The 22,129-nt window shown below is 71.3% G+C and carries 18 protein-coding genes; 12 read left to right on the forward strand and 6 right to left on the reverse strand.

Translation table 11 applies throughout. The features are described from left to right. The first annotated feature begins 86 nt into the window (after nucleotides 1-86). The 9 genes from IE180_RS20320 to IE180_RS20360 all read left to right on the forward strand — a co-directional run bounded on the left by IE180_RS20320 (nucleotide 87) and on the right by IE180_RS20360 (nucleotide 10,446). A complete protein-coding gene (locus IE180_RS20320) occupies nucleotides 87-1,085 on the forward strand; it encodes an agmatine deiminase family protein (protein ID WP_268255480.1) in 999 nt (332 codons plus the stop codon). An 88-nt stretch (nucleotides 1,086-1,173) separates the two neighbouring features. Then, nucleotides 1,174-2,835 carry an ABC transporter substrate-binding protein gene (locus IE180_RS20325; RefSeq protein ID WP_190158333.1) on the forward strand — a complete coding sequence of 554 codons (1,662 nt, stop codon included), beginning with the start codon at nucleotides 1,174-1,176 and terminating at the stop codon, nucleotides 2,833-2,835. Then, nucleotides 2,832-3,791, forward strand: coding sequence for an ABC transporter permease (locus tag IE180_RS20330; RefSeq protein ID WP_190158334.1), 960 nt, complete (start codon nucleotides 2,832-2,834; stop codon nucleotides 3,789-3,791). The genes IE180_RS20325 and IE180_RS20330 overlap by 4 nt, the downstream gene beginning before the upstream one ends. Continuing rightward, nucleotides 3,788-4,642, forward strand: a complete 855-nt coding sequence (locus IE180_RS20335) for an ABC transporter permease (RefSeq protein WP_190158335.1) — start codon at nucleotides 3,788-3,790, stop codon at nucleotides 4,640-4,642. Before IE180_RS20330 ends, IE180_RS20335 begins: the two co-directional genes overlap by 4 nt. Continuing rightward, nucleotides 4,639-5,625, forward strand: coding sequence for an ABC transporter ATP-binding protein (locus IE180_RS20340; protein WP_190158336.1), 987 nt, complete (start codon nucleotides 4,639-4,641; stop codon nucleotides 5,623-5,625). The genes IE180_RS20335 and IE180_RS20340 overlap by 4 nt, the downstream gene beginning before the upstream one ends. Further along, nucleotides 5,618-6,415, forward strand: coding sequence for an ABC transporter ATP-binding protein (locus IE180_RS20345; protein WP_190158337.1), 798 nt, complete (start codon nucleotides 5,618-5,620; stop codon nucleotides 6,413-6,415). The genes IE180_RS20340 and IE180_RS20345 overlap by 8 nt, the downstream gene beginning before the upstream one ends. A gap of 32 nt (nucleotides 6,416-6,447) precedes the next feature. After that, the gene (locus IE180_RS20350) at nucleotides 6,448-7,593 is read left to right on the forward strand and encodes an agmatine deiminase family protein (RefSeq protein WP_190158338.1); all 1,146 of its coding nucleotides are present in this window, start codon (nucleotides 6,448-6,450) and stop codon (nucleotides 7,591-7,593) included. 183 nt (nucleotides 7,594-7,776) lie between these two features. Further along, nucleotides 7,777-9,228: a purine-cytosine permease family protein gene (locus IE180_RS20355; RefSeq protein WP_190158339.1), complete on the forward strand. Its 1,452-nt coding sequence runs from the start codon at nucleotides 7,777-7,779 to the stop codon at nucleotides 9,226-9,228. 48 nt (nucleotides 9,229-9,276) lie between these two features. Further along, nucleotides 9,277-10,446 carry an agmatine deiminase family protein gene (locus IE180_RS20360; protein ID WP_190158340.1) on the forward strand — a complete coding sequence of 390 codons (1,170 nt, stop codon included), beginning with the start codon at nucleotides 9,277-9,279 and terminating at the stop codon, nucleotides 10,444-10,446. Nucleotides 10,447-10,623: 177 nt separating this feature from the next. Here the strand turns inward: IE180_RS20360 and dgoD are convergent, their stop codons facing one another. The 5 genes from dgoD to IE180_RS20385 form a co-directional block, all read right to left on the reverse strand. After that, nucleotides 10,624-11,769 (reverse strand): galactonate dehydratase, encoded by a 1,146-nt coding sequence (dgoD, locus tag IE180_RS20365; protein ID WP_190158341.1) that lies wholly within the window; start codon nucleotides 11,767-11,769, stop codon nucleotides 10,624-10,626. Beyond that, on the reverse strand, nucleotides 11,766-12,518 hold the full coding sequence (locus tag IE180_RS20370; RefSeq protein WP_190158342.1) for an SDR family NAD(P)-dependent oxidoreductase: 753 nt from the start codon (nucleotides 12,516-12,518) through the stop codon (nucleotides 11,766-11,768). The genes dgoD and IE180_RS20370 overlap by 4 nt, the downstream gene beginning before the upstream one ends. A 67-nt stretch (nucleotides 12,519-12,585) precedes the next feature. Beyond that, entirely contained in the window at nucleotides 12,586-13,527 is a 942-nt protein-coding gene (locus IE180_RS20375) for a sugar kinase (protein ID WP_190158343.1), read from the reverse strand. Continuing rightward, nucleotides 13,524-14,162 (reverse strand): bifunctional 4-hydroxy-2-oxoglutarate aldolase/2-dehydro-3-deoxy-phosphogluconate aldolase, encoded by a 639-nt coding sequence (locus tag IE180_RS20380; RefSeq protein ID WP_190158344.1) that lies wholly within the window; start codon nucleotides 14,160-14,162, stop codon nucleotides 13,524-13,526. The genes IE180_RS20375 and IE180_RS20380 overlap by 4 nt, the downstream gene beginning before the upstream one ends. Then, a complete protein-coding gene (locus IE180_RS20385; RefSeq protein WP_190158345.1) occupies nucleotides 14,159-15,082 on the reverse strand; it encodes an SMP-30/gluconolactonase/LRE family protein in 924 nt (307 codons plus the stop codon). Before IE180_RS20385 ends, IE180_RS20380 begins: the two co-directional genes overlap by 4 nt. Nucleotides 15,083-15,894: 812 nt before the next feature. On the opposite strand from IE180_RS20385, the gene IE180_RS20390 reads away from it, so the two are divergent. The 3 genes from IE180_RS20390 (at nucleotide 15,895) to IE180_RS20400 (ending at nucleotide 19,689) form a co-directional block, all read left to right on the forward strand. Next, entirely contained in the window at nucleotides 15,895-16,947 is a 1,053-nt protein-coding gene (locus tag IE180_RS20390; RefSeq protein ID WP_190158346.1) for a substrate-binding domain-containing protein, read from the forward strand. A 112-nt stretch (nucleotides 16,948-17,059) separates the two neighbouring features. After that, nucleotides 17,060-18,664, forward strand: a complete 1,605-nt coding sequence (locus tag IE180_RS20395) for a sugar ABC transporter ATP-binding protein (protein ID WP_190158347.1) — start codon at nucleotides 17,060-17,062, stop codon at nucleotides 18,662-18,664. Next, nucleotides 18,661-19,689: an ABC transporter permease gene (locus IE180_RS20400; RefSeq protein ID WP_190158348.1), complete on the forward strand. Its 1,029-nt coding sequence runs from the start codon at nucleotides 18,661-18,663 to the stop codon at nucleotides 19,687-19,689. The genes IE180_RS20395 and IE180_RS20400 overlap by 4 nt, the downstream gene beginning before the upstream one ends. A gap of 542 nt (nucleotides 19,690-20,231) precedes the next feature. Here the strand turns inward: IE180_RS20400 and IE180_RS20405 are convergent. Next, nucleotides 20,232-21,983: a glycoside hydrolase family 35 protein gene (locus tag IE180_RS20405; RefSeq protein WP_190158349.1), complete on the reverse strand. Its 1,752-nt coding sequence runs from the start codon at nucleotides 21,981-21,983 to the stop codon at nucleotides 20,232-20,234. Nucleotides 21,984-22,129 lie beyond the last annotated feature (146 nt).

Genomic DNA, 22,129 nt, shown 5'->3' on the forward strand with positions numbered 1-22,129 from the left:
TCCCGAGCTTCCGCCAGGCTGAGCCGGCCACCGCCGACGGGTACTTCTGGCGAGACGAAGAGAGACCCGTGATGACTGCATTCCGTATGCCTGCCGAGTGGTCCGCACACGAGGGGTGCCTGATGGCGTGGCCCGTCCGGGAGGACCTGTGGGGCGGCGTGCTGGACGACGTCAAGGAGGAGTACGCGAACGTCGCCCGCGCGATCAACGCGTTCGAGCCCGTGACCATGGTCGCGCCGCCCGGCCACGGCGAGGAGGCCCGCACGCGGTGCGGTGACGGGATCGCCGTGGTGGAGATGCGGCAGGACGACTCGTGGTTCCGCGACTCGGCCCCGCTCTTCGTGCTCGACGCCGACGGCAACCGTGCCGGAGTGGACTTCCGCTTCAACGCCTGGGGCCGCAAGCACAGCCCGTACGACTCCGACGACCGGGTCGGCGGCCTCCTCCTGGAGCACCTCGGCGTCGAGCGCATCGCCTCCGACATGATCCTGGAGGGCGGGGCGATCACGGTCGACGGCGAAGGCACCCTGATCACCACCGAGCAGTGCCTGCTCCACCCCAACCGGAACCCCGGGATGAACCGGGACGAGATCGAGACGGAACTGAAATCCCAGCTCGGCGTCGACAAGGTCGTCTGGCTTCCGTACGGCGGTCTCCTGGACACCGAGACCGACGGGCACGTCGACGGCGTCTGCGCCTTCGCCGCTCCCGGCAGGGTCGTCGTCTCCCTGCCCGCCGACCTCGCACACCCCGATCACGCCCGGATGCGCGCCAACCGCGCGGTCCTCGAGAACACCACCGACGCCCAGGGCCGCCCCTTCGAGATCATCGACGTCCCGCAGACCGCGTTCGTCGAGGTGGCCGGCGGCGAGGTCGAGGTGTCCTACCTGAACTACTACGTGGCCAACGGCGGCGTCGTCGTCCCGGTGGCCGGCGTACCCCAGGACGACGAAGCGCTCGCGGTGATCGCGGACGCGTACCCGGGCCGGAAGGTCGTCGGGGTGCGGGCGCCCGCGATCGCCTACGGCGGCGGCGGGGTCCACTGCATCACGCAGCAGGTCCCCGCGGTCCCCGCCACCGCCTGAGCCGCGGACGGACCGCTCCCGGAGAGCCGCTCCAGCGGCCCTCCGGTCCCCGCACCCCGCACGGAAACCACGGAAAGAGAGCGCCACGATGAGCACACCCCCGCCCCCCGGCAGCAGACGCCCCCGCCGCAGGCGCGGACGGTTGGCGGTGACGACGGCCGTCCTCACCTCCCTCGCGGCCCTCGCGGCCTGCTCCGGTCCTCCGAAGGGCTCCGGCGTCACCGGTGCCGAGGTGAAGCTCTCCGCCTCGACGCCCCCGGCCCGCGGCGAGATCGACTCCTTCACCTGGGCCGTCTACGCCGAGCCGCCCACCCTCGACTACACGGTCGCGTTCGACTATCCGCAGAACACGATCCTGTCCAACGTGTGCGAGAGCCTGATGCGCTGGACACCGGGGCTCACCGTGCAGCCCGGCCTGGCCCGGAAGGCCTCGAACCCCGATCCCGGCACCTGGGTCTACGACCTGCGCGCGGGCGTCCGCTTCCACGACGGCAAGGTGATGACCGCCGACGACGTGGTCTACAGCCTCGGCCGGCAGCGGGACCCGAAGAACGCCGCCGCCTGGGCCCAGGTCTTCCAGAACGTCACCTCCATGACGAAGACCGGCCCGCTCCAGGTCACCGTCAAGCTCAAGAAGCCCGACTCCCAGTTCCCCCAGTACATGGCGACCGCCGCGGGAGTCGTCGCCTCCAAGGCCGGCGTCGAGGCCGCCGGCAAGGACTACGGCACCACCGGAGACCTCGCCTGCACCGGCCCGTTCAAGCTCGGCACGTGGAACAAGGGCCAGTCGATCGAGCTGAAGCGCTTCGACGGCTACTGGGGCACGAAGGCCAAGGCGAAGAAGGCCGTCTTCCGGATCCTGACCGACCCCTCGGCCCGCACCAACGCCATGCTCAGCGGCGAGATCGACGGCGGCTACCTGATCCCCACCGAGAGCTACGACCGCCTCAGGAACAGCGGCGTCGGCACCCTCTGGTTCGGCGAGGGCCTCAGCACGGTCAACGTCAACGTCACCGACATGACGGGCCCGCTCGGCGATCTCCGGGTCCGCAAGGCGCTCTCCCTGGCCCTGGACCGGTCCGGGTTCGTCAAGGCCGGACTCGGCGGCGCCGGTACCGCCACCACCTCCCTCACCACCCGTGCCGCCTGGGCCGGAGCCTCGGAGCAGACCCGGCAGGCCGCCTTCGACGGGCTGCCGCCGACCACCCAGGACATCGAGAAGGCCAGGGCGCTGATCAAGGAGGCCGGCGCCACGGGCAAGACCCTGACCGTCGCCACCAGCTCCATCGGCCAGGACGTCTCGCTCCTCGCCACCGCGATCCAGGCCGCCGGCACGCAGATAGGGCTGAAGGTCGACCTCAGGACGATCGCCCCCAACGCCTTCACCGCGCTGTTCACCGACCCGAAGGCGCGCGAGGGCATCGACATGTTCCCGCTCACCTACTACGACTCGATCACCGACCCGCTGGACCTGCTGCAGAACTTCAAGACCGGCGCCTACATGAACTTCGCCGACTACAGCGACAAGGGCTACGACGCGCTCGTCGACCAGGCCACCGGCGTGTACGAGCCGGAGCAGCGGATGAAGATCGAGGCGGAGATGCAGAAGCGGGTGGCCGAGCAGCTGCCGTGGATCCCGGTCGCCGAGTGGCCCACCGCGGTCTTCCTCAACAAGAGGATCACCGGAGCCCCCACCACCATCTCGTACATGTACCAGCCGTGGGCCGCCGGCGTGGGGGCCGCGCAGTGAGCTTCACGAGATTCGCCGCACGGCGCCTCGCGGAGATGACGGTCACCCTGCTGTGCGCGTCGTTCGTGGTCTTCGGCGCCATGTACCTGGCACCGGGCAGTCCCGCGAGCTTCCTGCTCTCGGGCCGCTCGGCCTCACCCGAGGCCCTCGCCGCGATCAACGCCCAGTACCACCTCGACGACCCCTTCCTCGTCCGGTACCTCCGCTGGCTCGGCGACATCGTCCACGGGGACTTCGGCCGGTCCATCACCTACCGCACGGACGTCTCCCGGCTCCTCGCCGACCGCCTCCCCACCACGCTGCTCCTCGTGGTGATGGCACTGGTCGTGGTCGCCGTGATCGGCCTGGCACTGGGATGGGTCGCCGCCGTACGCGGTGGTGGCACCGACTCGGCCATCCTGGTCGGGACCACGTTCGCCGTCGGCACCCCCTCCTTCGTCGCGGCCGTCCTGCTCCAGGGACTCTTCGCCGTCGACCTCGGCTGGTTCCCCAGCAGCGGTTCCGGCGACGGCTTCCTCGACCGGATCCGGCACCTCACCCTGCCCGCGATCGCGCTCGCCCTGTACCTGATCGGCATGCTCGCGCGGGTCACCCGCTCGGCCATGCTCGAAGCCCTCGACAGCGAGCACGTCACCGTGGCCCGCAGCCGGGGCGTCCCCGAACGCCAGGTCATCCGCCGGCACGTCTTCCGGAACTCGCTGGGAACCGTCCTGACCACCGGCGGCCTCATCGTCTCGACGCTGCTGGTCTGCACGATCCTCGTGGAGACCGCCTTCAGCATCGGCGGCATCGGCCAGCTCCTCGAACTGTCCACCTCGACCAAGGACTTCCCGACGGTCCAGGCCATCTCCCTGATCATCGTCGCCCTGTTCATGAGCGTGAACCTCATCGTCGACCTCCTGCTGCCGCTGGTCGACCCGCGGATCACCCTCGGATCGAGGAGCTCCTCCCTATGACCGCCGTCCTGACCCGCAGGCCCGGACTCGCGAAGATCCGCACCGCCCGGTCCCCGCTGTACCTGATCTGCCTCGGCCTCGTCGCCCTCGTCACCGCCGCCGCGCTCCTCGCGCCGTGGCTAGCGCCGTACGACCCCAACGCCGTCGACCTCGGCAACGCGCTGGCCGGACCTTCCCCGGAGCATCTGCTCGGGGTCGACGCCGCCGGCCGCGACACCTTCTCCCGGCTGCTCCTCGGCGCCCGCACCTCGCTCCTGGGACCCCTCGGGGTCGTGGTCTTCTCCACCCTCGCCGGAATCGCGATCGGCATGGCCGCGGGCTGGCGGGGCGGCTGGCTCGACTCCGTCCTCTCGCGCAGCACCGAACTCGTCTTCGCCTTCCCCGGCATGCTGCTCGCGATCCTCATCATCTCGATCCACGGCGAGGGGCTCCTCGCCCCGGTCATCGCGCTCTCCCTCGCCTACCTGCCGTACGTCAGCAGGCTCACCCGCTCCCTCGTCCTGGCCGAACGCGAACGGCCCTACGTCAGCGCCTACCGGGTCCAGGGGCACTCGGCCCTCCAGATCGGCCTGCGTCACATCCTGCCCACCATCGCCCCCGTCGTCCTCGCCCAGTCCACCATCAACTTCGGCTACGCACTGATGGACCTCGCCGGCCTGTCCTTCCTCGGCCTCGGCGTACCCGCGCTCACCCCCGACTGGGGCCGCATGGTCTTCGACGGCCAGACCGCCGTCCAGCAGGGCTATCCGCTCTCCGCGGTCCTGCCCAGCGTGTTCATCGTGCTCACCGTCGTCGCCTTCAACGTCGTCGGAGAGCGCTGGGCCGACCGCGTCGCCAGGAGGGACCGATGACCTCCACGTACACGCTCGACGTCCAAGGGCTGCGGATCACCCTGCCCGGCACGGCCCGTCCCGTCCTCGACGGCGTCGACCTCCACGTCGCCGCCGGCGAGACCGTCGCCCTCGTCGGCGAGTCCGGCTCCGGCAAGACCCTCACCTCGCGCAGCGCCCTGAACCTGCTGCCGCCCGGCGCCGCCGTCGAAGGCGCCGTCCGCGTCCGAGGCGAGGACGTGCTCACCATGGGCGCCGACCGGCTGCGTGCCCTGCGCACCGGCACCGTGTCCATGATCTTCCAGGACCCCCGCGCCGCCCTCAACCCCCTGCACCGCATCGGCGACTTCCTCACCGAGAGCGTGACCCTCACCGGGAGCATGAGCGGGGCGGACGCCACCGCCCGCGCCGTCGAACTCCTCCGGGCGGTCGGCCTCGACGACTCCGCCCTGCGCAAGTACCCCGGCCAGGTCTCCGGCGGCATGCTGCAACGCGTCATGATCGCCGCCGCCCTGATGGGCGACCCCGCCCTCGTCCTCGCCGACGAGCCCACCACCGCACTCGACGTCACCACCCAGGCCGAGGTCATCGCCCTCCTGGCCGAACTCCGCGCACGCTTCGGCACCGGCCTGCTCTTCGTCACCCACGACCTCGACCTCGCCGCCGCCATCAGCGACCGCGTGTACGTCATGTACGCCGGCCGCATCGCGGAGAGCGGCCCGGCCGAAGCCCTCTTCGCGGCTCCCCGGCACCCCTACACCGCGGCCCTGCTCGCCTCCACCCCCCGCCTGGAAGCCCCTCGGGGCAGGCTCGTCGCCATCGACGGCCGGCCCCCCGACCTCCGGCAGGAACTCGTCGGCTGCCCGTTCGCCGCCCGCTGCCACCTGGCCACCGAGATCTGCGGCCGACAGGCCCCCGAACCGCGGCCCGCCCCCGGCCTGCCGCACCACCAGGCCGCCTGTCACCACGGCGACCGCCTCGAAGGGAGCCCCGTCGATGCCTGACGACGTCCTGGAGGCCGTCGGCCTCCACCGCGCCTACGGGAGCGTCCGCGCCGTCGACGACGTGTCCTTCACCCTCCCCGAGGGCGGATCCCTGGGCGTCGTCGGCGAATCGGGCTCCGGCAAGACCACCACCGCCCGGATCGTCGTCGGCCTGGAACGGGCGGACGCCGGAGACGTCCTCGTACGAGGAAAGGCCCGCGACGCACGCGGCCGCGGCCGGGCCCGGCGCCTGGCACGTGCCCGCGAGGTACAGATGGTCTTCCAGGACCCGTACCTCTCCCTCGACCCGCGGACCAGCGTCGAACAGGTCCTGCGCGAGACCCTGCGCCTGCACTTCCCCGACGCCGACCACGACCGCCGCGTCCGCGAGCTCCTCGACCAGGTCGGTCTGGGCACCCGCGCCGCCGACGCACGGCCCCGGCAGCTCTCCGGCGGCCAGCGCCAGCGCGTCGCCATCGCCCGCGCCCTCGCCGTGGAACCGGCCGTCCTCGTCCTGGACGAGGCCGTCGCCGCCCTCGACGTCTCCGTCCAGGCACAGATCCTCAACCTGCTCGCGGACATCCGCGAGGAGACCCGGATCGCTTACCTGTTCATCACCCACGACCTCGGCGTGGTCCGGTGCGTCACCGACGACGTCGTCGTCATGCGCCGGGGCCGCGTCGTCGAGGCGGGCCCGACCACCGAGGTGCTCGCCGCACCCCGGCACCCGTACACCCGGCTCCTGCTGGAGTCCGTGCCCCGCCCCGGCTGGGACCCCGAGGCGATCGCCGCCGCCCGCCGAGCGCTCTGACCGCACAAATACATGGACACGGGAGGTCCACCATGAACCATCACGCTGTCGCCCGCCACGCGGGGCCCGGCCTGAACAGACGCCGGTTCCTCGCGGCGGCCGGCCTGACCGCCGCCGGCGCCGCCCTCGCGACGACCGTCCAGAGCCGCGCCGGAGCCGCCCCGGCCGCCGGCGCCTTCAGGGTCCCGGCCGAGGACGTCCGCCACACCCGTACGTGGATGGCATGGCCGGACAGCACCTCGATCTGGGGCAACAAACTGAGCGGCGTACAGGCCGACATCGCGCTGATCGCCCGTACGGTCGCGAAGTACGAACAGGTCGTCCTGTGCGCCAACCCCGGCAGCGCCGCCAAGGCCCGCACGATGTGCGGTCCCACGGTCACCGTCATCGGCTCGATCCCGGTCGACGACTGCTGGATGCGCGACACGGGACCGGTCTTCCGTACCGACGGCTACGGCGGCCTCGACACCGTCGGCCTCAACTTCAACGGCTGGGGCGGCAAGCAGACCCATTCCAGGGACGCCCTCGTCGCCGAACGGATCGCCGCGCACGTGGGCGTGCCGTTCACCTACGCCGACCTGGTCGGCGAGGGCGGTGCCATCGAACAGGACGGCGCCGGCACCCTCATGGCCACCCGCAGCAGCCTCGTGAACCGCAACCGCAACCCCGGGATGTCGGAGCGCGAGCTGGAGCGGGCGATGTGCGAGGCGTACGGCGCGTCCAAGGTCATCTGGTTCGACGGCGTCCGCGGCCAGGACATCACCGACGACCACGTCGACGCCACCTCCCGCTTCCTCTCACCCGGCGAGGCCCTGGTCCAGATGCCGATCGCCGCCGACGACGACGCCTACGCCCGTGACGCGCGCCGGCAGTACGACACCCTCTCGGTCTCGACGACCTCCACCGGCCGCGCGATGGACGTGATGCGGCTCCAGGGGCCGGACTACAACAAGATCCGCTCCGCCGACCGGGACTTCCTCGCCTCGTACGCCAACTTCTACCTCTGCAACGACGCCGTCGTCTCCGCCCGGTTCGGCGACAGGAGGGCGGACGAGGCCGCACGGGCGACCCTGACCCGCCTGTACCCGGACCGGCGCATCGAGCAGCTCGACATCGACCGCCTCGGTACGGGCGGCGGCGGCATCCACTGCGTCACCCAGCAGCAGCCGGTCGCCTGAGGGGCCGAAGAGAATCCGTACCGGAAGGCCCTGCCCCGGCCATTGACTGAAATTTAAGTCAATCCCTAAGGTGAGCACACCGCACCGCACCGCCCAGCACCGCACCGCCCAGCACCGCACGGCGCCGGAGTCCCACGCGGCGCTGTGCGGACTCATGGACACACCCCCTGAACAGGAGTCCACATGGGGCCAGTTGTCTCGCAGACGCACGACTCCGCACCGCAGGCGGGCATCGAACGGCACTCGATCGACTGGGTGCCCCTCTCGGAACGGCACGGCGAACCGTCGAACGTCGGCGCCATCTGGTTCGTCGGCAGCCTCAACCTCACCGGCCTGGCGACCGGCGTCGTGACGCTCTCCATGGGGGCCTCGCTCGTCTGGACGGTGGTCGCCACCGTCCTCGGCTCGCTCTTCGGAACGTTCTTCATGGCCTTCCACTCGGCGCAGGGCCTTCAGCTGGGACTGCCCCAACTGGTCCAGTCACGCCCCCAGTTCGGCTACATGGGTGCCGCGCTCACCGTATGGGTCTTCGCCCTGGTCAACTACGTGGCCTTCAACACCTCCGACGCCCTGCTGTCCGGCCAGGCCATGAACCTGCTCACGGGGATCCCCAACGGGTTCGGCTATCTCCTCGCCGCCGCCGTGGCGACGGTGATCGCACTGTTCGGATACGAATGGATCCACCGGCTCAACAAGTGGCTCACCTGGCCCTTCGTCGTGATCACCGCGACGATCACCGCATCCGCCCTCTTCGGCGGAGGACTGCCGGACGGCGTCTGGAACGCGGGCCCGTTCGAACTCGCCCCCTTCATGCTCGTGTTCGTCTTCGTCGCCGGCTTCCAGCTGGGCTGGGCGCCGTACGTCTCGGACTACTCGCGCTACCTCGGACCCGACGTCCCGGTCCGCAGCACCTTCTGGTGGACCTACCTGCCCAGCGCGGTCTCCGGGATCTGGGTGTTCGTCCTCGGTGCGCTGGTCTCGGCCGGCGCCCCCGAGGGCACCGACCCGGTCACCGCCCTGCGGCTCGCGGCCGACCGGCTGTTCGACGGATTCGGCACGGTCGCGGTCGTCGTCCTCCTCGTCGGGCTGCTCTCCGTCATGGCGATCAACCAGTACGGCGGCAGCCTCACCATGATCTCGATCGTGGACTCGTTCCGGCCGGTCAGACCGACGCGGGCGATCCGGGTCGCGACGATCGGGATCATGCTGGTGGCCGTCGGGACGGTCTCCACCCTGGTCGGCATCGACCGGTTCAACTGGTTCTTCGCCAACGTGGTGGTGGTCCTGACGTACCTGTTCATCCCGTGGACGGCCATCAACCTGGTCGACTTCTTCTTCGTCCGGCGCGGCCAGTACGTCGTCAAGGAGATCTTCAACCCGAACGGCATCTACGGCCGATGGGGCTGGCGCGGAAACCTCGCCTACGTGATCGGCCTGGCCTGCATGGCCCCCTTCATGGTCATCACCGGTCTCTTCGTCGGGCCCGCCGCGGAGTTCCTCGGCGGGGTCGACTGCTCGGTCTTCGTCGGCCTGCCGGTATCGGGGGTCCTCTACCGGGTCTTCGCCCGAAGCCTCGATCTGACCACCGAACGCCGGATGGTCCGGGAGGAGGGACTGCTGGAACCGCTCCACTGAGCACCCCGCGCTCGCACGTACGGAACCTTTCGGGAGAAGGAGCACCACGTGAAGTCAGAGCACGACGGCGAACGCCCCGGCATCAGCCGCAGAACCCTCCTGGCCCGGACCGGAGCGGCTGCCGCCGCCCTGGCGGCGGGGCCGGTCGTCGGAGGCGTCCAGCCGGCCATGGCCGCGTCCTGGCGCGTTCCCGGTGAAGACGCCCCGCACAAGCGGACCTGGATGGCCTGGCCGTCCAGCTACACGATCTGGGGCAACCTGCTGTCCAAGATCCAGGCGGACATCGCCAAGCTCGCCAAGGAGGTCGCCGCGTACGAGCCGGTGATCATGTGCGCGGACGGCTCCTCGGCCGCCTCGCAGGCCAGGACGGCATGCGGTTCCACCGTCACGGTGATCAGCTCCGTCCCGGTGTCGGACTGCTGGATGCGGGACACCGGCCCGCTGTTCCGCGTCGACGGGGCCGGCGGCCTCGACTCGTTCGGCCTGAACTTCAACGCCTGGGGCGAGAACGCCACGACCTTCTACGGCCTCCCCTACTCCGCCTACGACAAGGACCGCCTGGTGGCAGGCCGGGTCGCCTCCTACGCGGGCGTCCCCTTCGCCAAGGCGTCCGTGGTCGGGGAGGGCGGCGGCATCGAGTACGACGGCGACGGCACCCTGATGGCGACCGAGAGCTGCTGGCTCAACAGCAACCGCAACCCCGGCAAGTCCCGCAGCCGGATCGAGGCGGAACTGCTGTCCCGCTTCGGCGCCACGAAGATGATCTGGCTCCCGGGCGTCACGGGCCAGGACGTCACCGACGGCCACATCGACGGCACCGCCCGGTACATCAGGCCCGGCGTGGTGATGGTCCAACTGGCCGGTGCCGTACGCCCCGACGCCTGGACCGCCAACGCCCAGGCCGTACGCGACGTCCTGGTGAACGCGACCGACGCCAGGGGCCGCCGTCTCCAGGTCCTCACCATCGAAGGCCCCGACACCCTGCCCCGCATCCCGGCGGGCAAGCGCGCGGACTTCCTCAGCTCCTACATGAACTGGACGGTGACCAACCAGGCGATCATCACCACCCAGTTCGGCGACACCGCCAAGGACGAGGCGGCCAGGGCGGCGATCTCCGCCGCCTACGGCCGCCGCGTCGTCCAGCTCGACCTGGACAACCTCTACGGCAACGGCGGCGGCGGAGCCCACTGCGTCACCATGCAGGAACCCAACCGCTGAGCACGAGGCGCCGACCCGGCCGGTGAGCAACCGGCCCGGGTCTCGCTTCCGAGGCCCGGGCCGTCCCCGCCGCCGACGGTCCGGCCCACGACCGGGCTGCCGCCGTCGGATCGGTTGCGCGGCGGAAGCAGGAAAGGCGTGTACAGGATCCACGCGTTTCCTGCTTCCGCCGCGCTGTCACCATTCGGCCAGGGCCCCGTCCCGCCGGCGCCAGATCGGGTTGCGCCAGCGGTGGCCCGTCGCGGCGGCCCGCTCGACGGCCTTCTCGTCGACTTCGATGCCGAGGCCGGGCTCCGTGAGCAGGCCCACGTGTCCGTCCTCGTACCGGAAGACCGAGGGGTCGACGAGGTAGTCGAGCAGGTCGGAGCCGGTGTTGTAGTGGATGCCGAGGCTCTGCTCCTGGATGAGCAGGTTGGGGGAGGCGAAGCCGACCTGGAGGCAGGAGGCGAGCGCGATCGGTCCCAGCGGGCAGTGCGGGGCGAGGGAGACGTCGTACGCCTCGGCCATCGCGGCGATCCTGCGGACCTCCGAGATGCCGCCGGCGTGCGAGAGGTCGGGCTGGGCGACGGCCACGCCCGAACCGAGGACCTTCTTGAAGTCCCAGCGCGAGTAGAGGCGTTCGCCCGTCGCGATGGGGATGCTGGTGGAGCGGACGACATCGCCGATGTGCTCGCTCAGTTCTGGTACGAGCGGTTCCTCGACGAAGAACGGCAGGTACGGCTCGAGGAGCGGCAGGACCCGGCGGGCCATGGGAATGGTGAGGCGGCCGTGGAAGTCCACGGCGATGTCGAACTCGTCGCCGACGGCCTCGCGGAGGGAGGCGACGCGGTCGACGATGCCCTGCACGGCCTTGGGCGTGTCGATGAACTCCAGCTGGGGCGAGGCGTTCATCTTGATCGCGGTGAAGCCCTCGGCCCTGCGGGCCAGGGCCTGCTCCACGACCTCGTCGGGGCGGTCTCCGCCGATCCAGCTGTACACGCGGGCGCGGTCGCGGACGTTGCCGCCGAGGAGCTGCCAGACGGGGACGCCGAGGGCCTTGCCGGTGATGTCCCAGAGGGCCTGGTCGATGCCGGCCACGGCGCTGGAGAGGACCGGGCCGCCACGGTAGAAGCCGCCCTTGGTGAGGACCTGCCAGTGGTCCTCGATGCGCAGGGGGTCCTGCCCGATCAGGTAGTCGGAGAGCTCCTCGACGGCGGCGGCGACGGTGTGGGCGCGGCCCTCGACGACGGGCTCTCCCCAGCCGGTGACGCCCTCGTCGGTCTCGATCTTCAGGAAGCACCAGCGGGGGGCGACGAGGTAGGTGCGCAGGGCGGTGATCTTCACTTCGACTCCTTCTTGACGGACCAGCCGCCGTCGACGAGCAGGTCGGTGCCGGTGATGTACGAGGCGTCCGCGGACGCCAGGAAGGCGACCGCGGAGGCCACTTCGTCCGCCGCCCCGAGCCTGTCGAGCGCGGTGGCGCGGGCGGACATCCGCTGGTCCTCCTCGCTCACCCCCTCCCAGACGTCGGTGAGGATGGGGCCGGGCAGGACGGAGTTGAACCGGACATCGGGCCCGTACTCGACGGCCAGCTGGCGGATCAGCGCGCAGATGCCGCCCTTCGCGGCCGCGTAGGCGGGGTTGCCGGGCAGGCCGAAGTTGGCGTGCACGCTGGAGGTCGCGACGAAGCAGCCCTTCGTGGACCGCAGGTCGTCCAGAAAAGTGCGGGCGGCGAGGTAGAGGGCCTTGAGGTTGACCGAGATCTCCCGGTCCCAGGCGTCTCCGGTCAATTCGTGCGCGGCGCCGGGGAGATGGATGAAGGCGTTGTTGTGCACGACGTCGGCAGGGCCCGCGATCTCGTGCGTCCGGTCGCGCAGCCGCTCCCAGCCCTCCGGGGAGGAGACGTCGCAGTGGACGTAGGCGGCGCGCGCGCCACCGGCCACGATGCGCTCGACGACGGCCTCCCCGGCCGCGTCGGCGATGTCGGCGAGGATGACGGTGGCGCCTTCGGAGGCCAGCCTCAGCGCGGTGGCCGCGCCGATGCCGCCGGCGGCGCCTGTGACCACCGCGGTCTTTCCGGTGAAGCGTTGCATGGGGGTGATTCCTGTCGTTTCAGGTCGAGTCCGGGAGGGGGCGATGCCCGCTCGCTCTCCTGGTGGATCAGCGGATGACGTCGTCGCCGGTGAGCAGGGACAGTTCCTCCCGGCGGGGGAGGCCCTCCCAATCGCCCTGGACGGACACGGCGAACGAACCGCAGGTCGCCGCGGTGAGCAGCCGTTCGGCCGGTGACGCGCCGTCGAGGTGTGCCGCCAGGTACCCGGCGACGAAGGCGTCGCCCGCGCCGATCGGGTCGACGACCGTGACCGGCACGGGTGGCTGGGCCAGGACCACTCCGTCGATCGCCGCCAGCGCGCCCTCGGCGCCGAGCTTGACGACGGCCTGCTGCGGACCGAGTGCCGTCAGCGCCTGCGCCGTTTTCTCCGGGGGGGCCTCGTCGACGAGGAGCCGCGCCTCCTCGGGCCCGGCGAAGACGAGGTCGGCCTGCCGGACGAGGAAGCCCAGTTCGTCGGCCGCTTCGTCCCTGGACCACAGCAGCGCGCGGTAGTTGACGTCGAGGGAGACGGTGACTCCGGCCTGACGGGCGATGTCCACGGCGTGGCGCACGGCGTCCCGGGCGGTCCGGCCGAGAGCGGGGGTGATGCCGGTGATGTGCAGCAGCCGTGCCGAGGAGACGAGCTGTTCGTCGACGTCGCCGGGCGCGAGGCGGGAGCCGGCGAGGCCGCGGCGGTAGTAGGCGGAGCGGGTGTGGTCGGCCGTCCGCCGTTCGCGGAGCATCAGCCCGGTGGGGAGGACCGGTTCGACGTGGACGCGGGACACGTCGACACCTTCCGCCCGCAGCCCGCGGACGATCATCGTGCCGGCGGCGTCCGCGCCGACCCTGCCGATCCACGTGGCGGAGTGGCCGAGACGGCTGACTCCGATGGCGACGGTCGCCTCGGCACCCGCGAAGGACAGGCCGGCGGGTTTCCCGGGCACGAGGGGGCCGGGGGTGCTCGCCGCGACCACGGCCATGGACTCGCCCAGGGTCACCAGGGCGGTCATCCGCGTGCTCCCGTCACGAGATCGACGAGCCGGGCCGTGCGGTCGGCGAGGGCGGAGAGGTCGCCGCTCTCGCAGGCGTCGCCGACGAGGGGGCTGCCCATGCCGAGGGCGGTGGCGCCTGCCCGGAGGTAGCCGGGAGCGTCGTCGAGGCCGATGCCCCCGGTGGGCACGAGGGGTATGCCGGGGAGCGGCGCACGGACGGCACGGAGGTACTCCGGGCCTCCGACGGCGGCGGGAAACAGCTTCACCATGGAGGCTCCCGCGTGCCACGCCGTCAGGATCTCCGTCGGGGTGAGAGCGCCGGGCAGCACCGGGACTCCGAGCCGGCGGGCCTCGGCGATGACCTCGGGCTGGGTGGCCGGGGTGATGAGGTACGCGGCGCCCGCGGCCACCGCCGCCTCGGCCTCGCGCGGGGTGGTGACCGTGCCGGCGCCGAGCGTGAGGCCGTCGGGCAGGTCCTGGGTGTACTCGCGCAGGGCGGCGAGGACCCCGGGGGTGGTGAGCGTGAACTCGATCGCGCGGATGCCGCCCCGGCGCAGGGTGTCGGCGACTTCGGGGAACCGGTCGGCGGAACTGGAGCGCAGGATCGCCACGACGGGCATGGCGGCGAGCGCGGCGGAGAGGGTGGTGGTCATGTCGTTTCCTGGGGGACGAGATCGTCGAACGGCACGGCCGGAAGCCCGGCGATGCCCGGACGGCAGACGAACAGCCGTCCGGCGTGGCGTTCTTCGTTCAGCTGTTGCTGGGTCAGTTCTTCGGTCGCCGTCGTGATCACGAGGGTGTCGAGGGCGGGGCCGGCGAAGGCGACGCTGGACACGTGCGAGGTGCCGACGTGCACGACGGTGTGGCAGGTGCCGTCGGGCGCGAAGGCGCGAACCTGGCCCCCTCCCCAGACCGCGACCCACACGTTGCCCTCGCGGTCGACGGTCAGGCCGTCCGGGAAGCCGCCTTCGATCGGGGCGAAGGGCCGGCGACCGCTGGGAGTGCCGGTGGCGAGGTCGTAGTCGAACACGTCGACACGGCCGGTCGGGCTGTCGGCGTAGTACATCAGGGAGCCGTCGGGACTCCAGCCGAGACCGTTGGAGATGGTCACGGAATCGAGCAGCACCCGCAGGCCGTCCGGGCCGAGCTGGTAGAGGGAGCCCGCTCCCTCGGTCGCGTCGTACGCCATGGTGCCGGCGACAAGGCGCCCGCGGGGGTCGCACGCGGCGTCGTTGAACCGTCGTCGTATGCCGTCCGGGGGGAGGGACAGGGCGGCGATCTCCTCGAATCGGCCGCTGTCGCCGATCCTCGTGACGGACGTGGACACCGGGGCGATCAGCGCACCGCTGCGGCTCGGCAGGACGGCGCCGACCGGACCGCCGGGGGCGAGCGTGATGTGCGGCAGTACGTCGGGCAGACCGCTGCCGTCCGCGAAAGGGACCAGGCTGCCGCGGTGGATGAGGCCGGCGGTGATGTCGACCCACAACAGCTCGTGTACGGCGGGATCCCACACCGGGCCCTCGCAGAGTCTGCCGGGATCCGGGCTGCAGGGACGGGCCCTCAAGTGGCGCATATGAAGTCTCCTTGCTCGTTGTTAACGTAACCATCCGTTGAAACCTTTGTAAATAGCCCCTTGAGTCCTTCGAAGCGTCGTCGGCAGTGCCGGCGGTGAGTCCATGCCCGCCCGGACCCGGGCGACCGTGCCCGCCGCTGCGCGCAGGTGCGGCGCGCCCTTGCCCGGTGCGTGGCGGGCCGCGTCCCGGGCGCCGTCGAGGGGAGTCGGGCGCGTCGACGCCCCGGGGTGGGGCCGTGTGCGGTGGCGCGCCCGGGGCTGTTGAATCCGGCGGACACCAGAGTACTGTTTGCGCAAACACCGATGGGGCCGCCCCGGGGCCGGGCCCCGGTCCGTCGAGTGGGGCCTGTGACCCGGCGGCCGCGTGGCGCGCGACGGGCGGGCGCCCTGGCCGGCTTCGGGTGGGCGGCGCCGCCAAGTCCTGCCCGAGGGCCCTTCGGGCTGCCCTCGGAGCTAGTCAAACAAATTTCAACATCTTGACGGGCGGGTGGACGATTGCCCGCGTAGTAAGCGATTGGCGTGGTCAGAGCTTTGTGGTGCGCCTCGGTAACGGCGACGTATCGATCCGAAACCTCCCGGACGCTCTGTTGACTTTTGATGGAAATGGCGATTTTCTGTGGTGCATCGAGTTGACGGACGACTGACTGCGGCGACCTCGACACCCCGGAAGCACCCAGTCACCCGCTCTCGCGCCGTCGTTGGACAGGACCGGAACCGTCGTTCCCTCCCCCTCACCACGACCCTCCGCGAACCACCTGATTCAGCGCCTCACCGGTCGGCCGTGTGCGGCCCGTTCGAGCAAGGGGAATGACATGTTCACTGAACACAACCGGCGGCCAGTGGCCGTGGCCGTCCTGGGCCTGGCCTCCGTCCTCGCCCTGACCTCCTGCTCCAGCGGCCGGCAGGCGGCCGGCCCGGCGGGCGGGGACGTCGCCGAGGTCGACGGCAAGATGTCCCTGACCTACCTCCAGAAGCAGGGCGACCAGGAGTACTTCGTCGGTGAGGCGGCCGGCGCCAAGGCCAAGGCGGACGAGCTCGGCATCGACCTGAAGGTCGTCAACCTCGGCACCGACGCCAACAAGACCATCAGCGAGGCCCAGTCGGCGATCTCGCAGAAGAGCAACGGCCTGATCGTCGTCGTCCCCGACCCGGCCGTCGGGCCCCAGGTCGCCCAGATCGCCAAGGACGCCAAGGTCGCCCTGCTCACCTCCGACGACCAGATCTGCACGACCGGACCGGACCCGTCCTCCTGTGCCGCCGACGCCCTGGTGCCCCGGATCGGCTTCAGCGGTGCCCAGATGGGCGGCGAGGTCGGCAAGCGCGCCGCCGCGGAGTTCAAGAAGGCCGGCTGGAACCCGGCGGAGACCCGCACCATCTCCGCCTGGAAGCAGGACGTGACCGTCTGCACCGACCGCGTCAAGGCGTCCAAGGAAGCCTTCGCCGCGAACTCCGGCGCCGAGGTGCAGAACATCGACGTCCCCACGGACAACAGCCCCACCGGCGCACAGGACAAGATCGCGGCCACGATCACCGCCAACCCGAGCGTCAAGCACTGGGTGGTCTGGGGCTGCAACGACGAGAACGTCCAGGGCGGGGTGACCGCACTGGAGAACGCCGGCTTCAAGGCCGACGACGTGATCGGCGTGGGCCTCGGCGCCTACCTGGCCTGCAAGAACTGGAGCTCCGGCAAGCCGTCCGGAATGAAGGCCGCGCTCTTCATCAACGGCAAGGACGTCGGCGCCCTGGCCGTGCAGACGATGTACGACAAGCTCAAGAACGGCAAGGCCTTCCCCAAGGAGGCCTTCGCCCCGACCACGATGGTCGACGCCTCCACCTGGAAGTCCGCCGGAGTCACCTGCGGCTGAGCCGCAGTCCCTCGGCGCCGGTGCGGCGACCCGTCCCGCTCGCCGCACCGGCTCCTCCCGCCGCCCGGCACTCCGTCGGCCCCTCCCCGTCCCTCCAGTCCGTGAGGCCAGCATGACCACACCCGGCACCCGCCCCCCCACGCCGACGGCCCCAGGCACCGGTGTCGCCGTCGAGAACGTCGTCAAGCGCTTCGGGGCCGTCCAGGCCCTGGGCGGCGTCACCCTGACCTTCCCCCCGGGGCAGGTCACCGCCCTCATGGGCGAGAACGGCGCGGGCAAGTCCACGCTGCTGAAGATCCTCACCGGCGACCACCAGCCCACCGAGGGACGCGTCCTCCTCGACGGTGCTCCGGTCTCGTTCGCCTCGCCGCAGGACGCGCGCAAGGCCGGGATCCGCATCATCCCGCAGGAGCCGGAGATCATCCCGCACGTCTCCGTCGCGGAGAACGTCTACGCCGGATCCCTTCCCCGCAAGGCCGGCCGACGCCTCGACCGCGCCGAACTGCGCCGCAGGATCCATGCGGACCTGACACGGCTCGGCTTCGAGAAGGTCATCGATCCCGACCAGATCGGCTCCGAACTGACTCCCGCACAGCGCCAGTTGGTGGAGATCCTGCGCGCCCTCACCGGCGATGCCAAGGTCATCGCCTTCGACGAGCCGACCTCCTCGCTCGCGGAGAACGAGGCCGAGGCCCTGTTCGCCCTGATCGGCCGGCTGCGTGCCCAGGGCATCGCGATCATCTACGTCTCCCACCGCATGAAGGAGATCTTCCGGCTCGCCGACCGGATCGCGGTGCTCCGCGACGGCGCCTCCGCCGGCGTCCTCGACGCCGCGCACACCACCGAGGGCGAAGTCGTGCGGATGATGGTCGGCCGTGACCTCTCCTCGCTGTTCGTGCGGCAGGACGTCGCCCGGGACGAGGTCGTCCTGGAACTGGACGGCGTCACCACCGACGACGTCACCGACATCAGCCTCCGAGTCAGGGCCGGAGAAGTCGTCGCCCTCGCCGGCCTCATGGGCGCCGGGCGTTCGGAACTGGGCCTCGCCCTCGCCGGCGACCGCCCCCTGCGCTCCGGACGGATCACCCTCGACGGCCGGCCCCTGCGGCTGCGCAGCCCCAAGGACGCCATCGGGGCCGGCATCGGCCTGGCCCCCGAGGAGCGCAAGGCCCAGGCCCTCTTCCTCCAACGCTCCATCCGTGACAACACCTCCCTGGTCAGCCTGGAGCGGCTGCGCCGGATGCGCTTCGTCCGCAGCGGCCAGGAGAAGGCCGTCGCCCAGGACTTCTCCGACCGGCTCAGGGTGCGCACCCCGTCCATCGAGCACGAGGTGCGCAAGCTGTCCGGCGGAAACCAGCAGAAGGTCGTCCTCGCCCGGTGGCTGCTGCGCCGGCCGAAGGTCCTGATCCTCGACGAGCCCACCCGCGGCATCGACATCGGTGCCAAGGCGGAGATCTACCGGATCATCGCCGACCTGGCACGGGACGGCGTCGCCCTGCTCGTGATCTCCTCCGAACTCCCCGAGGTGCTCGGACTCGCCGACCGCGTCGTGGTGATGCAGAACGGCCGCATCACCGGCGAACTCGACCGGACCGAGGCGACCGAGGAGTCGATCCTCAACCTCGCCATGGCCGACGACCTCGCCCCCCTGGACGCCGCCCCCGCCCCGGCCGCCGACCGGCCCCGTACCGACTCCGCCCATGGAGGCCCCCGATGACCACCGCCACCACCTCCCCGGCCGAGACCGGGAAGGCGCCGGAAAAGGCTCACGCGCGTTCGCCGCTGGCCGCCCTCGGCGGACAGAACCTCAGCCTCATCGGCGCGCTCGTCGTGGTCCTCGGGCTGTTCGGCGCCCTCAACGAGAACTACCTGAGCTGGTCCAACATCCAGGTCATCGCGGAGGCCGCCACCATCACCGGCCTTCTCGCCGTCGTCCAGACCGTCGTCATCATCTGCGGCGGCCTCGACATCTCCGTCGGCTCGCAGGCGGGCCTGGCCTCCGTGGTCAGCGCGATGGCCTTCACCTCGGCCGGGTCCGACCCGTACCTCGGCATGGGCGCCGCACTCGTCATAGGAGTGCTCGTCGGCATCGTGAACGGCGTGGCGATCGTCTACGGACGCGTCAACCCCACCATCGCCACCCTCGCCGGACTCGCCGCCTACAAGGGCGTCGCCCAGCTGGTCTCCGACGGCCGCGCGCAGGGATACGTCCTCAACGACCCGGTCTTCGTGTTCCTCGGGCGCGGGAAGGTCGCCGGTCTGCCGGTGATGATCTGGATCCTCATCGCCGTCGCCGTCGCCGTGCACGTGATGCTCAGGTACACGGACATCGGCCGCAACCTCTACGCGATCGGCGGCAACGACACCGCCGCCCGCCTCGCCGGCATCAACATCAACAAGTACCTCGTCGCCGTCTACGCCCTCATCGGCGTCGTCGCCGCCGTCGCCGGCATCCTGCTCACCGCCCGCACCGGCTCCGGACAGCCCGTATCCGGCAGCGAAGGCCTGGAGCTCAAGGCCATCACGGCCGCCGCGCTCGGCGGCTGCGCCCTCAAGGGCGGCAAGGGAGGCGTCGGCGGCACCCTGCTCGCCGTCGCCCTGCTGGGAGCCCTGGAGAACGGCCTCACGGTCCAGGGCATCAACACCTTCTGGCAGAACGTCGCCCAGGGCGCCCTCCTGGTGACCGCCGTGGTGATCCAGCAGCGCCGCAACGGCGAACGGGCCGTCGGACTCCCGCACTGACCGCACCCCCGGACGAGGCCCGCCCCTGAGGGGAGCGGGCCTCTCGGCGTGCCGGCGACCGTCGGGAACGGCTGCCGAGGCGGTGCCGTCCGGCGGGAAGCGGATCGGGTCGGCGGGCCTTCCGCAGGGAGGTGGGTCGCCGGAGCCCGTCGCCGTCCTCGACGGTCGGCCCGTCGTACGGGGCGGCGTACACGGTACGCACCGCGGCGCCCTGGAGCCGTCGGTCCGCGAGCCACTCTCGCGGCGTCGAGAGCCGTGGACCGCCGGTCGCCGCCGCGCACGGGAGGCCCGGCGAAGGCGCGCCCGTGACGGGAGCGCGGCGTGCCGTCGGCGTCCTTCACGAGAAACGTGGCACGACACCCTCCGACCGGCACGACGGCCCTCACGGGCCGCTGGACCCGGCGTACACGTACCGCGCGAACCCGCGGAGACGGCGAAGACCCTCCCCACGGGGTGGGAGGGCCGGGGAGAGGAGGGGAAGGACGGAGCCGGGGCCCGGGCGCACGGGGGACGCGCCCGGGCCCCGGCGTCACCGGGGGTTCCTACTCCTCGGTGGGGCCGAGGTCGGGCGCGTCGCGGAAGTCGACGGTACGGCTCCGGGGGCCGGCGTGGAGTTCCAGGACGACGATCTCGTTCGTGCCGGCACGCAGGACCGGAGCCGGGACGTACAGCGACTTCTGGGGGCCGCGGGACCAGTAGCGGCCGAGCGGGAAGCCGTTGACCCAGGCGTTGCCCTTGGTCCAGCCGTCGAGGTGCAGGAAGGTGTCGGCCGCCTCGGTGACCTCGAAGGCGCCCCGGTGGAAGGCCGGGCCCACGGGAGTCGTCGTGGTCGTCGTGAAGGGCACGTCCTCCAGTGCGGTGAGCGGAAGCGGCCGGTTCGTCCAGGCCGTCGGCTCGACGCCGTCGATGAGGACCTCGCCGAGCAGGCCCTTGCGGTCGTGGATGCCCTCTCCGTAGTTCACCCGGCCCTGGTTCTCCACCAGGATCGAGAGCACGCTGCCGGCCCGGGGAACGGTGAAGGCCAGGGCGTGCTCGTGGTTCTCGCGTTCCAGGACGCCCGCCGGCTGCCCGTCGACGAAGACCTGGGCGCGGTCGCGGACGTGCTCGATCTCCAGCAGCACGGGACCGCGCAGGGGCAGGACGGTCTCGTACAGGACGAAGCCGAAGTCCTGCTCCAGCTCCTCCATGGTCAGCGGCCGTCGGGAGTCGATCCGCGGCGCCAGCCCGGCCGCACTCGGCAGGAGCTCGGCGCTCTCCGTCAACGCGACCGCCGGGACGGCGAGTTTGGCGCCGGGGGAGGGGACGGGGCCGTCCGGCACGGGCGCGTACTTGGCGATGGTGTCGCGGAAGGCGGTGTACTTCTCCGTCGGGTCCCCGGCCTCGTCGAGCGGGGCGTCGTAGTCGTACGACGTCACGGTGGGCCGGTAGGTGTGCTTGTCGTTGGCGCCGTTGGTGAAGCCGAAGTTGGTGCCGCCGTGGAACATGTAGAAGTTGACCGAGGCGCCGGTGGCGAGGAGCTCGTCGAGCTCGCGGGCGGCGTGCTCGGGGTCGCGGACCACGTGGCGCGCGCCCCACCGGTCGAACCAGCCGATCCAGAACTCCGTCGTCATCAGCGGCCCCTCGGGGCGCTGCGCGCGCAGGGCGGTCAGGTGTTCGGCCGAGCGGCTGCCGAAGTTGGCGGTGGCGAGGGCGCCGGGCAGGGCGCCCCGCTCCAGGTCGACCGGCTGGTCGCAGGTGAAGAGGGGGACGTCGACCCCGCGGGCGCGCAGCGAGCCGGCGATGTGCTCCAGATAGGCGGTGTCGTCGCCGTAGGCCCCGTACTCGTTCTCCACCTGCACGGCCAGGACCGGACCGCCCTGTGAGGCGAGGTACGGCCGGAGGGGGGTGAGCAGGCGGTCGAAGAAGTCGTCCACCGCCGCCAGGAACCGGGGGTCGCGGGAGCGCAGCCGGATGTCCGGTTCGGTGAGCAGCCACGAGGGCAGGCCGCCGCCCTCCCACTCCGCGCAGATGTACGGGCCGGGCCGCAGCAGGACGTGCAGTCCTTCGGCGGCGGCGAGGTCGAGGAAGCGGGGCAGGTCGAGTCCGCCGTCCATCACGAAGCGGTCGGGACGCGGCTGGTGCAGGTTCCAGGGGACGTAGGTCTCGACGGTGTTGAGGCCCATGAGCCGGGCCTTGCGGAGCCGGTCCTGCCACTGCTCGGGGTGGACCCGGAAGTAGTGCAGCCCGCCGGACAGGAAGCGGAAGGGCCGGCCGTCGAGGAGGAATCCGGCCTTGTCTATCTGGAGATCGGGCATGCGCTGTGTGCTCCTGTAGGTGAAGGGTCGTGCGGGGCCGAGAAGCCACTCCAGTATGTTTACGCAAACACAAAGGGTGTGGCAAGCCCTTTCGGCAAGCGTGCGGGGGCGGAACCGCGATGCGGCTCCGCCCCCGCGTCGCGTGG

Source organism: Streptomyces litmocidini (genome assembly GCF_014649755.1).
GTDB lineage: Bacteria > Actinomycetota > Actinomycetes > Streptomycetales > Streptomycetaceae > Streptomyces > Streptomyces litmocidini.